The 14,965-nt window shown below is 49.9% G+C and carries 11 protein-coding genes; 1 reads left to right on the top strand and 10 read right to left on the bottom strand.

Annotation, left to right across the window (positions count from 1 at the left end):
* Positions 1-22: 22 nt before the first annotated feature.
* A complete protein-coding gene (locus HUU10_11610; protein ID NUQ82246.1) occupies positions 23-730 on the top strand; it encodes an HAD family phosphatase in 708 nt (235 codons plus the stop codon).
* Here HUU10_11610 and HUU10_11605 read toward each other — a convergent pair.
* The 10 genes from HUU10_11605 to HUU10_11560 form a co-directional block, all read right to left on the bottom strand.
* Positions 721-1,497, bottom strand: coding sequence for a type III pantothenate kinase (locus HUU10_11605; protein NUQ82245.1), 777 nt, complete (start codon positions 1,495-1,497; stop codon positions 721-723). The two genes, HUU10_11610 and HUU10_11605, sit on opposite strands and share 10 nt — an antisense overlap.
* Positions 1,494-2,258 carry a biotin--[acetyl-CoA-carboxylase] ligase gene (locus tag HUU10_11600; GenBank protein NUQ82244.1) on the bottom strand — a complete coding sequence of 255 codons (765 nt, stop codon included), beginning with the start codon at positions 2,256-2,258 and terminating at the stop codon, positions 1,494-1,496. The genes HUU10_11605 and HUU10_11600 overlap by 4 nt, the downstream gene beginning before the upstream one ends.
* Positions 2,259-2,260: 2 nt before the next feature.
* A complete protein-coding gene (locus tag HUU10_11595) occupies positions 2,261-4,246 on the bottom strand; it encodes a DUF3459 domain-containing protein (protein NUQ82243.1) in 1,986 nt (661 codons plus the stop codon).
* A gap of 14 nt (positions 4,247-4,260) precedes the next feature.
* The gene (locus tag HUU10_11590) at positions 4,261-5,130 is read right to left on the bottom strand and encodes a DUF58 domain-containing protein (protein ID NUQ82242.1); all 870 of its coding nucleotides are present in this window, start codon (positions 5,128-5,130) and stop codon (positions 4,261-4,263) included.
* Positions 5,131-5,299: 169 nt separating this feature from the next.
* A complete protein-coding gene (locus HUU10_11585) occupies positions 5,300-6,145 on the bottom strand; it encodes a sugar ABC transporter permease (protein ID NUQ82241.1) in 846 nt (281 codons plus the stop codon).
* Positions 6,142-7,041 carry a sugar ABC transporter permease gene (locus HUU10_11580; GenBank protein ID NUQ82240.1) on the bottom strand — a complete coding sequence of 300 codons (900 nt, stop codon included), beginning with the start codon at positions 7,039-7,041 and terminating at the stop codon, positions 6,142-6,144. Before HUU10_11580 ends, HUU10_11585 begins: the two co-directional genes overlap by 4 nt.
* 1 nt (position 7,042) lies before the next feature.
* Positions 7,043-8,293 carry an extracellular solute-binding protein gene (locus HUU10_11575; protein NUQ82239.1) on the bottom strand — a complete coding sequence of 417 codons (1,251 nt, stop codon included), beginning with the start codon at positions 8,291-8,293 and terminating at the stop codon, positions 7,043-7,045.
* Between the two features lie 677 nt (positions 8,294-8,970).
* Positions 8,971-10,212 (bottom strand): T9SS type A sorting domain-containing protein, encoded by a 1,242-nt coding sequence (locus tag HUU10_11570; protein NUQ82238.1) that lies wholly within the window; start codon positions 10,210-10,212, stop codon positions 8,971-8,973.
* Positions 10,213-10,489: 277 nt separating this feature from the next.
* The gene (locus HUU10_11565) at positions 10,490-12,586 is read right to left on the bottom strand and encodes a T9SS type A sorting domain-containing protein (GenBank protein NUQ82237.1); all 2,097 of its coding nucleotides are present in this window, start codon (positions 12,584-12,586) and stop codon (positions 10,490-10,492) included.
* A gap of 278 nt (positions 12,587-12,864) precedes the next feature.
* Positions 12,865-14,952 (bottom strand): T9SS type A sorting domain-containing protein, encoded by a 2,088-nt coding sequence (locus HUU10_11560; protein ID NUQ82236.1) that lies wholly within the window; start codon positions 14,950-14,952, stop codon positions 12,865-12,867.
* Positions 14,953-14,965: the final 13 nt, after the last annotated feature.

Raw genomic sequence — 14,965 nt, 5'->3', positions numbered from 1 at the left:
ATTTCAAAGAACGGGGGCCGGGATGAACTTTATACCCGACCTGCCTGAATGTACCTTTGCACCCATGAATCTACCATTTACCACCATCATCTTCGATCTCGGCGGTGTCATCGTCAACATCGACTATCACGATACCGTGCTGGCCTTTCACGACCTGGGCTTTACCGGTTTCGATCAGCATTTTTCCTTCCATCAGCAGATGGATGTCTTCGATCAGTATGAAATGGGACTGATTTCCTCTGCGGAATTCCGCTCCCGTCTGAACCGGCAGTTTAACCGTTCCTTACCCGATGCGGAATTCGACCGCGCCTGGTACACCATGGTAAAAGACATTCCTCCCTACCGGATTGACCTGATCAGAAAGGTGAAGTCCCGTTACCAGACCTTTCTTCTGAGCAACACGAATGAAAGCCACATCCGGCTGTTCAATGAATACGTCCATTCTTCATTCGGACTGAAGGATCTGTCTGACCTGTTCCATAAAATGTACTATTCTTACGAGGTTCACCTGCGGAAACCCGATGTGGCCATTTACCGGCATGTGCTGGAAGAAAACGGGCTCGATCCGCAGAAAACCCTGTTTATGGATGACAATCCGGCCAATGTGGCGGGATCAAGGCTGGCTGGCATTCCCACCATTCACATGACGGGCGGATTGGAATTGTCGGATGTTTTCGATGTGGAAACCGGACAGTTGAAACCTGTGGTAATGGATCTGGTTCAGCAGTAACCCAGCCGGTGACCGATCCGGTACACGCCTTCCAGTACCAGATCGGGAACCTGTTCCATGCTCAGAACCGAATGCGACCGGATAAACGTACTGAATCCGCCGGTAATGGTCAGTTTCAGTGGCTGATCAAATTCCTTCTGAATTTCACCGATGATACCCTCGGCCGATTTCAGTGAGCCGAGTAAGATGCCATTCTGCATGGCCGCCGTGGTGTTTTTTGCAATGATCGTATCTGGCAATTCCAGATTAATCCGCGGAAGTTTTGCGGCCCGGCGATGGAGAGAAAGCGCACTGGTCTCGATTCCCGGCGAAATCACCCCGCCCAGATAGTCGCCCTTGTCGTTATAGACATCAAAGGTGGTCGCTGTTCCCAGATCGATCACCACACCCGGTCCGCCAAACCGATGCATGGCCGCAATCACATTGGCCAGCCGGTCGGCACCAACCGCACGCGGATCGTCGTAGATGATTTTTATTCCCAGATCGAGATGATGCCCGACCGTAAAGGATTCACGTCCGATATAAGTGGTGGCCACCGCCTGGTAAATGGTGGTGACATCGGGAACGACACTGCAGATGCCCACATGCCGGATATCGGCTGTCTGATAGCCGCGGTTACGGAGCAGTTCGAGAACCAGAATGCCCAGTTCATCCACGGTCTGAAGGTTTCCTGTGGTGATTCTCCAGGAATGAAGCACCACCCCATCTTTCATGATGCCAATCACCGTATTGGTGTTTCCGATGTCGATTGCCAGCAGATAATTCATGGTTGTACCCGGATATGAAAAATTTCGTTGCCCTGATAGGCCAGTGTGTGTCCTTCAGACTGAATCACCAGCCGTCCCTCATCATCAACCGAGTCGGCAAAACCGACTTTCTCTTCGCCGTGATGGGTGAACCGGATGGTCTGACCCGTTGTCACGCAGGCCGACCGGTAAGCCATGAGCAAATCACTTACCGGTTCCTGCTGCAGTACCCGCTCCAGATTCATGAGCAGATCGGCCAGCAGTCGCTCACGGTCTTCAGGATGCCCGGTCAGTAGGGCCAGACTAACGGGTTCCACTCCGCCCGGAACCGAAAACCGTACCTGATTCACATTCAGACCGATTCCGATGATAAAGGCCATGGTTGATCCGGTGGTTCTTGCTTCAACCAGAATGCCTGCCAGTTTCCGGCCATCGTGAACCAAATCATTCGGCCATTTGATTCCGGCACCAGCCACCCGGTCACCAATCGTTCTTACGATGGCCAGAGAGGTCAGCAGGGGAATCAGCCCTGACTTTTTATCGGTCACCGGGCGGATATCGAGAACACTGAACAGCAGGTTTTTCCCCGGTTCATCCACCCAGACACGGTCGAGACGGCCACGTCCGGCCGATTGAGTATCAGCAAGGACCACGGTTCCCGGTGCTGCACCAGCCAGTTCCTTCAGAACGGTATTCGTCGATCCGGTGGCAGGCCGGTAAACCAGGGTCTGACCAAGACCGGATGCATTCAGCCGTCCAAACCGGCCGGGATTAAATGCCATGGTCAGTCAGGGATCAGCCAGGAAACACCATATGCCGGCAGATCGGTCAGCGGCCGTGATTCACCAACCGTCCAGGCTGTCCCGTTCCAGGTCACCGGTTTTCCGGAATACGGCTTTTTAAAGGTTAAACCCGCGGGCGACAGGTTGAAATATCCTGTCAGCTTCTGGTTTCCATCCGACCGGTGAACAATCAGCAATCCCGGTTCGGGTGTTGAAAAGGTAAGCGTGGGTGATTCCTTGTAATCCCTGGCGGCCAGAACCGGAAAGGTTTTCCTGAGGGCAATGAGGGACCGGTAGGTCTGGTAGAAATCAGAGGTTGGTGCAGGGAAAACCATTTTCTGTCTCACATTGGTATCGGGCGGATTTTTCCCTGTCAGTCCGGCTTCATCACCATAATACACCATGGGCGTTCCCGGAAGGGCGAAAAGCAGATTCTGAGCCAGATTCCACTCTGCCCGGTTTTCTCTGAAAAGCGACAACGACCGGAAATTGTCGTGATTGGAAGTAAATGTGACCCATTGTGCACCCGATGGCAATACTTCCTGGCGCATGGGTTGCCAGAACCGCATGAGCAGGTCGGGCTTCTGTTCATGAATGGCATCGCGTAGGGTGTAGTACAACGGGTAATCAAACGTCATGTCGAATTCCTGATCGTAAAACGGCAGAAGCGCCAGTTGATCGGCCACCCAGATTTCACCCAGAATCGTCACATCGGGCCGTATCTTTTTCACATGTGCCCGGAACCGTTTCCAGTAACTGTGCGGCACTTCAATCGCGGCGTCGCACCGGAATCCATCCACCCCATCCGAAAAATCACCATCCTGATCAGGATCCATCCAGAATTCAGCCATTTTCAGGAAGTAATCCTGTACCTCCGGATTCTGGAAATTCAGCTTGGGCATGCCATCATCCATCCCGAAGTATTTCCAGCTGAGCGGCTGATCGCCCGTCATCTGAAACCAGGTCCAATAGCGGCTTTCCTTCCCCTTTTTCCGGATGTCGAGAAACCACGGATGGGTGGTGTCGGTGTGGTTAATGACGAAATCCATCCAGAGATCGATGCCGCGTTCATCGGCTGCCATGGCCAGTTGCCTGAAATCTTCCATGGTGCCGTATTCCCGATCGATGGCCAGATAATCATTGATGGCGTAACCATGATCGCGTGGAGATTCATTAAACGGCATGAGCCACAGACCGGTCACGCCAAGCGAGTCGAGGTACGGCAGTTTCCCGGTGATTCCCTTCAGATCACCGGTTCCATCGTCATTGCTGTCGGCAAATTGCCTGATGTAAATCTCATATAACACCATGGCATCATTCTGCGGCGGCGTTTTCAGGTCGATGGGCTTACTCCAGACAAAGACGAGAAACGAGTGATACCAGTTCAGGTTGGGATGTCCGATCTGAATCTCCACCTGAATTTCTCCGTCCAGATCGGGATGAACCGGCACCCTGATTTCTCCATCGGCAAGCCGGGTTAACTCCCTGACCGGCCGGCCATTCAGTGTCACCACCACACTGGCGGCAGGTAAAATCGATTTTGGATCGTTAAACACCAGCCGGATAAATTCCGGACGGATGGCCGCCCCATCGGCAATGGGAGAGCTGAACATCAGACCAAATTCGTCGGGACGGATGGTCTGAATGACCGAATTCCGCCACTGATCCATGGTGATATACGGTGCATTCGGATCGGGAATCCACTTCGTGCCATTGAGAACCACTTTGTACTGTTCCCGCTTTCCGGGAGCCAGTTTGATGCTGGCTGACCACAAGTGATCAGTCCGTTTTTTCATGGGAGTTGCGGTGGCGGACCAACCATTGAACGAGCCGGCCAGTGCAACAGACTGAACCGATGCTGAACTGTCATAGTAAAAAAACCAATACTCACCGGTTTCCCGATCAATTCGCGGAAACAGAGAACCCGGTTCTTCCTCACGGCATCCGGCGAGCAACAGGACCGGAAGTAGCAGAAAAAGCAGTCTCATGCGGATGAATCCTCCTATCGCTGACGGTGTTGTAAAATGGAGCGGAGCGTGGTGGCAAATGGCTGATCGGTGCGGGCAGCCACCCAATCAATTCCCAGATTACGGAATTTGTTCCCGAGGTCGGTCTGCCAGGCTTGTGCCTGCTGTTTAAAATCACCGGCCAGCTGAACCCAATGGGTAGCCAGGCGTTCGCCGGTTTCTGAATCTTCCGCCCAGACATCACGGAGCGGTTCCAGTTCCAGATCACCCGGTGTGAGAACCTGAACCGCCATCAGATCATGCCCATGAGAGGCCAGTTGCCGCAGCGCCGGAATGAACTGGTCGGGATCTTCCATGAAATCCGAAATCAGAATGAACAATCCGCGGCGGCTTTGCTGACGGGCGGCCTGTTCCAACCCAATGGCCAGACGGGTTTTTCCCGAGGGCTCAACGGTTTCCAGCGTTTTAAACAAAACCGGTTCGATCCACGCAGCTCCGCGGGGAAACTGCACCGACCGGATTGTTTCATCGGTCACCATCAGACCGGCTGCATCCCGTTGTCTCAGAATCAGGTGAATGAGTGATCCGGCCAGCACCGCCGCATACTCCCACTTGGAACGCCCGTCGTGGGTCAGTGACATGCTGGCAGAGGCATCCAGAATGAGGGTGGCCTGCAGGTTGGTTTCTTCTTCGTACTGGCGTACAACCGCCTTTTCTTTCCGGGCCCAGACTTTCCAGTCAAAATGTCTCAGGTCATCCCCAGGCTGATAGGGACGGTGCTGAGCAAAATCCGCCGAAAATCCGTGAAAAGGAGAATCGTGAATTCCGGTAAGATAGCCTTCCACCACCCGGGCTGCTTTCAGCCTGAGCGGCAGATCGGCAATGAGATCGGCTAAACGGTCCATGATGTGTGAAGGGCTGGGCGGTATTGGAGCTGTCCGAAAAAGAAACCAGATTGTTGAATCAGGTCATTAACGGAAACTGCACCTTGATTAGGTGCTGAAATGATGGTTGTCATTCCGGCACAGGCCGGAATCCAGCAGTTTTCGTTCTTTTCCAGGGACCCCGTCACCGTTACTCTTTCACGCCTCCCAGCGTCAGTCCAGACACCAGATACCGGCTGAGCGCCATGAAGAGCACGACCACCGGCAGCGAAACAAACAGGGCTGCTGCAGCATACAATCCCCACTCGGTGGCAAAATTCGATTGAAAACTCTTCAGACCCAACGGAAGCGTAAACATCGTGGTATCCTGAATGAGCACGGCAGCCACCAGGTACTCACTCCAGGCCGACATGAAACTGAACAGGGCTGTGATCACCAGCGCCGGTGCAGCCAGCGGCAGAACGATCCGGTAAAAGGTCATCCACTGACTGCATCCATCGATGGCTGCGGCTTCTTCGAGCGATTTGGGAATGGTATCGTAATAACCCTTCATCTGCCAGACACAGAACGGAAGCGCGGTAGCCGAGTAGGCAATGATCAGCCCGATGTAGGTGTCATACAATCCCATTTTGATCAGCATAATGAACAAGGGAAGGAGCAGCATGGTCACCGGAAACATTTGGGTCACAATCATCCCGATCATAGCCGTTTCCTTCCCGCGGAATTTATACCGCGAAAATGCATAACCGGCCGTTGATGCCAGTGCCACCCCGGTCAGGGTGACCGTAAAAGATACCAGCATGGAATTCCACAACCACCGCATGAAAGGTTTATCGAACAGCAGCTGATAGTAGGCATCCAGTGTCCAGTTCTCGGGAATGATACTCAGGTCCTTGCTCCATAACAGGTCCCCGGGCCGCAGCGACACGGTGATCACATTCAGAATGGGGTAAATCGACCAGAGAACAAACAGGGTTAAAAACGCATAGGTGAAGATTTTTCCACCCAGCGAGGCTTCACGTGGGCTCTTTTTCATTCGTACACACTCTCCGTTCCGCGTGTCCGTTTAATGTAATTCCATCCGAAAATCAGCAGCAATCCGAAAATGACCATGCTGAACGCAGCCGCATAGCCAATCCGGAAATAGTTCAGACCAACCTTATACACCCAGCTCACCAGAATGTGGGTCGAATCCGATGGTTTTCCTCCATCGGACACCAGCCAGACGACGTTGAAATTGTTAAAGGTCCAGATGACACCCAGCGTAATAGCCGGGACCATCACCGGCCGTAGCAATGGCAGCGTGATATTCCAGAATTGAAACCACTTGCTGGCTCCGTCAATTTCGGCGGCTTCATATAAATCATTGGGAATCGACTGAAGCCCACCCAGCGCCACAATCATCATAAACGGAATGCCCAGCCAGATGTTGGTCATCAGCGCCGCAAAAAAGGCGCCCCACTCACTTCCCAGCCATTGAACCGGACCCATGCCGAGTGTTTCCAGAATCAGGTTGATCGCTCCGTATTCGTAATTGAACATGCCCCGCCAGGTAAGGGCCGTGATGTACTGCGGGACGGCCCAGGGAAGGATGATCAGAATGCGGAAGATGTTTTTTCCCACCAGGTACTGATTCATCAGAATGGCGAGGAAAATCCCAAAGGCCACGTGAACGGTTACGTTCAGCACCGTCCACAGGATGGTTTTGAAGAAAAAGTACCAGAAATACCGGTCGGTGAACACTTCCAGATAGTTGTCGATTCCGGTCAGTTTCCAGTCCCGGAAATTCATCAGGTTCATGTTCGAGAAGGACACCACCAGATTGTACAGGAACGGACCGACAATGACCAGAGCCATAACAAGCAATGCCGGGAAGATGTACAGATACGCCAGCCGTTTCGGATCGTTGGTGAGGGAAATGCCAGGTTTCATATTATTTCCTGAAATCCTTGATTAGGGTGGTCGTCCGTTCCTGCATCATTTCCGCTGCTTTTTCCGGCGTGTTGGGCGGATTCCCGAATATACTCTGATAGCCCGGCCGCATGCCATCCCAGACCGCCCGGATTTCTGTGATCAGCGGCATGGGGGTCCCCACCGAAATCTGGTCGATAGAGGCTTTCATAATGGGGTTGTTCTGTATCTCGGGAGAGAAAAAGGCTTCCTTCCTGGATGGAATGGTAAAATTCGCCAGCGACATTTCGAGTTGAACCTCAGGGCTGTTCAGATATTTCAACAGTTCCACTGCCTTCTCGGTCTGCTCGGGTGTCATGTTCGGATTAAGGCTGTAACCCCGGGTGGCCACAATCGGGGCCGGCCATTTTCCGCTGCTTTCAATGTAAGGGATCCGCGCAATGCCGATATCCATTCCCGATTTGATGTAATCTCCCCATGACCACGGTCCGTCAATGATCATCGCTGACCGGCCTTCTTTAAACATCGACTTGGCCAGATCGTAATTGCTTTCCAGCGGAATGATCCGGTACGTGTTCCGCATGGCATCAATCAGCCGGATGGATTCAATGGCAGCCTGTGAGTTCAGTTGCGGATTCCGGTTTTCATCAAAAATCCGTCCGCCGTAACCGGTAAAAAACGGAAAGAAGAAGTAGGGTTCGATGTAATTCCACACAATGCCATACTGCTCAGGACGGCCATCCCCATCCTGATCGATAGTCATTCGTTTCGAGAGTTCCAGCAATTCACTCAGAGAATCGGGAGGCGTGGCGATCAGTTTCTTGTTGTAAATCAGACAAAGGTGATTGCCCACCTGATCGGCAATCTGGTACAGATGCGTTTCACCCGATCGCGGATTTTTCAGCCATGTCAGTGTATTGACGGTGGTATCGATGAACAATGACAGGAAGGACGAATCAAACAAGTCTTCCATGGGCCGAAGCACGTCCAGTTCCAGCATGGGGGGAATCTGGTCGGATGGACCGTGGATCATGGTCGGACCACTGCCACCGAGAGCGGCGATCAGATAATTGGTTCTGAGTTCCTCGGTTTCATAATAGAGTTGCTTAAATTCCCAGTCAGGATATTTCTGACCAAACAAGGCCAGATGTTTATCCAGAATATCCCGTTCCATGGGCTGCATCTGATTCCAGATGATGATTCGGTTCGGACTGTGGCGCACACAGCCGGCCATGCTTACTACCAGAACAAGTGCCAGTAAAACCCGGGTCATTGTGTATCCCATGTAAAAAAAGGTAAAATATCAAAAAGAACCGCATCGGTCAACTCAATCCGGCAGGAAACCACAGGTATCGGGACTAAATAAAAAAGGCCCGGTTCCCTTCCGGAAACCAGGCCCTCTTTTGAAAAAAAAACCTTTGTGTTATTTCGTCAATCGCAACAGGCGGAACCCGGATGATTTTCAGGTTCTGAGTTTTCTATTATCAGAGGCGAAGCCCTGACATCTTTTACCAACTGTCTGATGAGATGTCACCGCTACGTGGCTCAATGCTTCCTGTATGCACTTCCGTGCTACGAAGATGTCACCACTACGTGGCTCAAATTCCTTCATTGACCTGATCTTCTCTGGTTTTCATGAACGTTTCCTTGAAAATATGGGAGGTTCTGCCATTGGAATTTGCCTTTTAAGGGGCGTAGCCCTGACATCTCCGTAGTGAAACATTGAAATCATTGTTATTCGGCAATATCGTGGTTTGTATTTAAGGGGCGTAGCCCTGACATCTTTAACCAGTTGACTGATATGATTTCTCCACTATGTGGTTGAAATTCATTCATATCAAGCCAATAGAACCATTGAAAAATAAAACCCCATGGAGTAAAAGTAGTGCAAAAAAAAAGCCGGATCCCCTTGCAGGAATCCGGCTTTAAGAGGGTTAAACCCCGGTTGGCTTATTTCGCGAATACCATCTTGATGGTCTTGTTGAAATTGCCGGCAGTCATCTTAACCAGGTAAGAACCGGTTGCCAGGTTGTTAGCCTGGAAGTTAACCGAGTGCAGACCTGCAGATTTAGCGTCATAATTGAAGGTTGAAACCACCTGCCCCAGCACATTGTAAACTGTAAAGTTCACAATTCCCGCCTTGGCAACGGTGAAAGGAATCATCGTGCTCGGATTGAATGGATTCGGATAGTTTGGCAGCAACCGGACTTCATGAGGAGCACCAGGATTTTGGTCTGCGACGGCATTGTAACGCGAAGGTTCGATATCACCGAACCAATTGGTAACAGTGTTAACCTCTTTAGCTGCAAGGTTTGTGAGATGGTGGTTTCCATTACCAGCTTCGTTATCAGCACCCCCGATACTGAATTTGTACTCCTGACCGGAAAAGTCGGAAGCTTCGTAGGTTAAGGTGATGGTCCAGATACTATCACCAGCCACTTCGTCTCCCTTGGTGGTTCCATCATCACTCATCCGGCGGTTTTCTCCCAACGAATCCTGATTCCATGGTACCCACCCTCCTGTGGCAGGTCCGTTGATGTAGATCGGGTATTCTTTATAATTGGCTTTTGTGATGACCAATGAACCACCGGAAACATCATCGAGCGTTCCGTTCAGATTTTCCAGGAAATTTATGGCCATCGACATGTCAACTTTAATAACCAGCGAGGTGGCAACACCAACCGGGTTGGTATTCCTGAAATACGGCATCCGGTGGGATGAGACTGCATCTTCCAGTAGATCGGAAGCATTCAATGTACCCGATTTTTCATCGGGAGTTAGAATTTTACGATAAGCCGAACCTGTAATAGTACCGGTTTCATCGAAGTTGTCAAAGTAAAATTCTTCCTGATCCAGGTTGCCGTTCACTTTGTAGTACTTGTATGCAACATACTTGTTTTCAATACCAGCGAAATCTTCCATGGTACCCGTATAGACAGTTCCGAATAAGGGAGCCTTCAGAGTCAATTCTTGAATTTCCCCTGATGAACCAGCGTAACCTGCACGAACAACCACAGTATCGGTTGCAGGATCAAACCCATTGGTGTTAATGGCATTGAACAGGTCTACTTCGAAAAATATATCATAGACGGCAGAATCAGGAGGTTGGGAGAAGTTTAGAAGAACATCGTTTCCTGCAAATGAGGCAACTGAGATGAGAAGAAGCAGTGAAGATGGGATCAGTCGCCTCATAAAACCTCCGTAAGAAATGGAATTACGATACCGGGGAAACAATTTCTTAAAAAAAGGTAATCAATTATAGGGAAAGATACAAGCAGGTCCGGAATGGAAAAAAACTGGAATTGCATCGGTTTTATTCCCAGATTCCGACTTTCTTAGGGATGGCAGGTTGATGATTCATGATTGAGGTGATTCCAGTGCAAACACTCTTAACGGGACTGGATGGTTAAAATAAAAAAGCCCGGTTCCCTTCCGGAAATCAGGCCCTCCTTTGAAAAAACCCTTTGGGTTATTTCGTCAGCAGAATCCGGATGATATCGGTATGGTTTCCCACCTGCAATTTCACCAGATAAGTTCCGCTTGCCAGATTCCGGGCGGTGAACGGAATCTGATGTGTTCCAGCAGAAGGTACTTCAGCATCAAAGGCCGCCACTTCCTGCCCCAGCACATTGTAAACCGTAAAGTTAACAACACCCGCCTTGGCAACGGTAAACGGAATCATCGTGCTCGGATTGAATGGATTTGGGTAGTTTTGCTGCAACCGGAATCCGGTAACTTCTTTATTTGTCTCATTTTCGACACCTACACAGAATCCGTTTCCGCTTTCACAAGTCAGAAACCACGATCCCTTATCGGGGATGAAATACCGGTTAGGGTCCGTCACCCCAAACTGAACACGGTGAACATTCAGAGGTTTTGCAAACAGATTCGCCACGTGGTTGAAAGTAAGTCCTGTTTCATTTGCAGCGTATCCGATACTCAGTTGAAACTCCTGAGATATCTGACTCGTTGCGTTTTTAGGAATTTCAATGGTGTAAATCAGATCACCGGCCACTGCATCCCCATAGGTAACTCCGTCATCAAACAGCTGAACGCTATCCGGGTACCAGGGTGTCATGGATAAAAGCCACCACCCCCATCTGGATGCCGGACCATGAATGAAAACAGGGAGGGTATCAATATTGGCGGCCGTCACCTTCAGGGGACCTCCCAGAATGTCATTAAGCTCGCCTCCCAGTGTTTTGGTGGTATAATGAGCCGATCGCATGTCAGCTTCTATCCGTAGGATGGTGGGCACTCCGACCGAATCGGTATTTCTAAAGAATGGAGTCCGATGAGTGGATATGGGATCATCCAGAAGATCGGAAGCAATCAGAATGCCAGAGGTATCTACAGGAGTGGAAATTTTCCGGTACTTCGGACCTGTGGTGGTACCGGTTTCATCAAGGAAATCGTAATAATACTCTTCCTGCTCCACCCCATCCCGTATTCTCAAATATTTGTAGGCTACGTATTTGTTGGGAACCCCCTCGAACGCTTCGAGTGTCCCGTTATAAACGGTACCAAAAAGGGGGGCATCCAGTTGTACTTCCTGAATTTTTGGTCCTGAGGCTGCATATCCGGCACGAACAACCACATTGTCTTTTGCAGGGTCAAACCCATTGGTATTGATGGCATTAAAAAGATCCACCTCGAAATTGATGTCATAAATAGCTGGCTCGCAAATGCAAATTACGCGTTGATTGTTCCACCATACCCAGGCAAGAGTGGTATCGTTACCAGAGAGGGTTACCTTCCGGTTAGAAATTTCTTCCCAGGTGGTTGAACCAGCAGAGTTGAAGGTGAATTTATATTCCAGATTTTTTCCGGCTTTGGATGGATCTACCAGAACGGTACGGCTGTAGAAATGCTTGTCAGCTTCATAAATTCCAGCGCCGCAACAGAGGTCATCATGACGGACTTCCGGATACAGACGTCCTTCTGGTAAAACCGACCAGCTGTCATCCAGCATGGAACCACGCACATACACTTCTGCGGTGTTTCTTGGAAAAGTCTGCAGGTCTTCGAAATTAACACGGAAGTGAACAGCGATGTTGTTGGTTTCTCCCTTGGCAATTTCAAGCGGATTCCAGTCAATTCCACGGGTGATGGTGTCACCTGTAACAGGATCCGGATAGTTTACTTTCAGTCCGGATGTGAAGATTTCAATGGTTTCATCACCTTCAATATCGAATGGAGCGATCTCAACGCGATCCCAGCCAGTGCCACTGTTGGTTGAAGTTACCACCTTAGCCGCTCCACCTGAATTATTTTGATCGGTTGTCAGGGTTCCCATCCAGTAGTCACCGCCAATGTTGGTCAGCTTTACACCCTCGTCATAGGACCAGTCACCGAAAATGCCACTGCCACGGATGGAAACAGTGTTTTTGTAAAAATCAGAGACGGTATCCTGTACAAAAGCCGTGTTTACGATAAAGGTGATCACTGAGCTGTCACCCATCTGTCCAACCAGATTCGTTAAAGAAGGGGTTGTACGGGCGTTTAACGTATAAATGAATGGAGTTACCAGTAAGACAACCAGAAGCGAAACCACTGTTTTTTTCATACAACCTCCATCGGGTATCAGATGTAAGTCAGAGAATACATTATCCTTAAGAAAAGGTAAGGGTTTGGAACAAAAGATACAAGCAGGTCCGGAATGACAAGGAAAATTATAATCGGAATGGGGTTGTTCTCAGATCCCCGCTTCCGTCGGGATGGCAGGTTGAGGATTCTTGACGGGTGTGATTCCAGTGCAAACACTCTTAACGGGACTGGCTGGTTAAAATAAAAAGGCCCGGTTCCCTTCCGGAAACCAGGCCCTCTTTTGAAAAAAACCTTGGGTTATTTCGTCAGCAGAATCCGGATGATATCGGTATGGTTTCCAACCTGTAACTTAACCAGATAAGTGCCGCTCGCCAGATTCCGGGCAGTGAACGGAATCTGATGTGTACCTGCAGAAGGCACTTCAGCATCAAAGGCAGCCACTTCCTGCCCCAGCACATTGTAAACCGTAAAGTTAACAACACCCGCCTTGGCAACGGTGAACGAAATCATCGTGCTCGGATTGAATGGGTTTGGGTAGTTTTGCAAAAGAAGGAAGTCATTTATTGATTTCGCCGGATCATCATCAACTCCAACACCTGGAGAGCAAGGACCGATATGATCACTAAAATCCCAGTATCCTGTTCCTGGATTCTCATACCTCGACGGATGAATTTCTCCGAATTGAACACTTACGTTATTCACATCCTTTGGAAATAGATTGGCCACATGGTTGTTTCCGAAACCGCCTTCATTATCAGCTCCCCCGATACTCAGTTTATATTCTTGCGAAATTGTTGATGATGCATCAAATTGAAGTGTAATGGTCCAGATGTTGTCACCGGCCACTTTGTCACCCCTGGTGATCCCATCATCACTCATTCTGCGCGAGTCTCCAAGGGAAACCGAATCCCAATCCGCCCAACCGCCCGTGGCCGGACCATTGATATAGACTGGGTAATCTGCAATGTTGGCCGCATTTATCACCAGACTTCCTCCGTGCAGGTCTTCCAGAGAACCCTCACCCACGGTCACAAAACATATGGCCGGCATCAGATCCGCCTCAACAATAAGGGAGGTATTTGCACCGACAGGATTGAAGTTCCTGAAGAATGGCATCCGGTGTGTGGATACTGCATCGTCCAGAAGATCGGAAGCAAGCAGGAATCCGGCTGTATCGGCCGGTGTCAGAATCTTCCGGAACTTCGGACCCGTGATGATACCGGTTTCATCGTAGTTATCGAAATAGAACTCTTCTTGGTCCAGGCTTCCGTTCACTTTATAGTATTGATAAGCAACATACCGGTTATTATATCCATCAAAATCTTCCATGGTACCCGTATAGACCGTTCCGAATAATGGAGCTGTCAGAGTCAATTCTTGAATTTCACCTGATGAACCAGCGTAACCTGCACGAACAACCACGGTATCGATTGCAGGATCAAATCCATTGGTGTTGATTGCATTGAACAGGTCCACTTCGAAATTGATGTCATAGGTAGCAGTAGAAGGAGGAAAAGGGTCTCCACCGCCTGGCCAATACACCCATGCGAGGGTGGTGTCTTTTCCAGAGAGGGTTACTTTCCGGTTAGAAATTGCTTCCCAGGTGGTTGAACCAGCAGAGTTGAAGGTGAATTTATACTCCAGATTTTTTCCGGCTTTAGAAGGATCAACCAGTACCGTACGACTATAAAAGAATTTTTCGGCTTCATACCCTCCCGTCAGATCATCATGACGCACCTCAGGATACAGACGGCCTTCTGGTAACACTGACCAGCTGTCATCCAGTATGGAGCCACGCACATAGACTTCTGCTGTTTCACGAGAAAAATAAACGTTTCCACTTAAATTCACCCGAAAATGAACGGCGATGTTGTTGGACTCTCCCTTGGCAATTTCGAGCGGATTCCAATTCATATCACGGGTTTGTTCAAGACCCGTTACGGGATCGGTATAGGTGGTTTTAAGACCGGAGGTGAACAACCGGATGGTTTTGTTGCCGGTAATTGCAAAATCCGGAATCGTAACCGGATCCACCCCCGTTCCTGTCTCTGTTATAGTCACAATCTTAGCGGTCCCACCTGATTGGGTCTGATCGGTGACAATCGTTCCTTTCCAGTAATCCCCGCCGATATTGGTCAGCTTCAGAGCCATTTCTTCAGACCCATCACCGAATATTCCACCACCTCGGATGGAAACGGTTGAGCCGTAATCAGCATCAACGATATCCTGAACGAATGCAGTGTTCACGATGAAAGTCAGGGCTCCGCCTGGTTCACCGCTTTCATAAGCTTCTAACTCGATCTGAGGTCCGAGGTAGTAAATAGCAGCAGGGTTGGTTCCGGCTACAACAGGAGGATCTCCGGTGGTACCGAAATCTGTCCACATCAGGTGAGCCTGG

The organism is Bacteroidota bacterium (genome assembly GCA_013360915.1).
Lineage (GTDB): Bacteria > Bacteroidota > JABWAT01 > JABWAT01 > JABWAT01 > JABWAT01.
Note: the sequence above shows the minus strand (reverse complement) of the source record. Positions and strands in the feature narration are given on the sequence as shown.

Coding starts and splice junctions, on each gene's coding strand:
- HUU10_11610 (NUQ82246.1), top strand. CDS start 23: ATGAACTTTATACCCGACCTGCCTGAATGTACCTTTGCACCCATGAAT.
- HUU10_11605 (NUQ82245.1), bottom strand. CDS start 1,497: ATGAATTATCTGCTGGCAATCGACATCGGAAACACCAATACGGTGATT.
- HUU10_11600 (NUQ82244.1), bottom strand. CDS start 2,258: ATGGCATTTAATCCCGGCCGGTTTGGACGGCTGAATGCATCCGGTCTT.
- HUU10_11595 (NUQ82243.1), bottom strand. CDS start 4,246: ATGAGACTGCTTTTTCTGCTACTTCCGGTCCTGTTGCTCGCCGGATGC.
- HUU10_11590 (NUQ82242.1), bottom strand. CDS start 5,130: ATGGACCGTTTAGCCGATCTCATTGCCGATCTGCCGCTCAGGCTGAAA.
- HUU10_11585 (NUQ82241.1), bottom strand. CDS start 6,145: ATGAAAAAGAGCCCACGTGAAGCCTCGCTGGGTGGAAAAATCTTCACC.
- HUU10_11580 (NUQ82240.1), bottom strand. CDS start 7,041: ATGAAACCTGGCATTTCCCTCACCAACGATCCGAAACGGCTGGCGTAT.
- HUU10_11575 (NUQ82239.1), bottom strand. CDS start 8,293: ATGACCCGGGTTTTACTGGCACTTGTTCTGGTAGTAAGCATGGCCGGC.
- HUU10_11570 (NUQ82238.1), bottom strand. CDS start 10,212: ATGAGGCGACTGATCCCATCTTCACTGCTTCTTCTCATCTCAGTTGCC.
- HUU10_11565 (NUQ82237.1), bottom strand. CDS start 12,586: ATGAAAAAAACAGTGGTTTCGCTTCTGGTTGTCTTACTGGTAACTCCA.
- HUU10_11560 (NUQ82236.1), bottom strand. CDS start 14,952: ATGTGGACAGATTTCGGTACCACCGGAGATCCTCCTGTTGTAGCCGGA.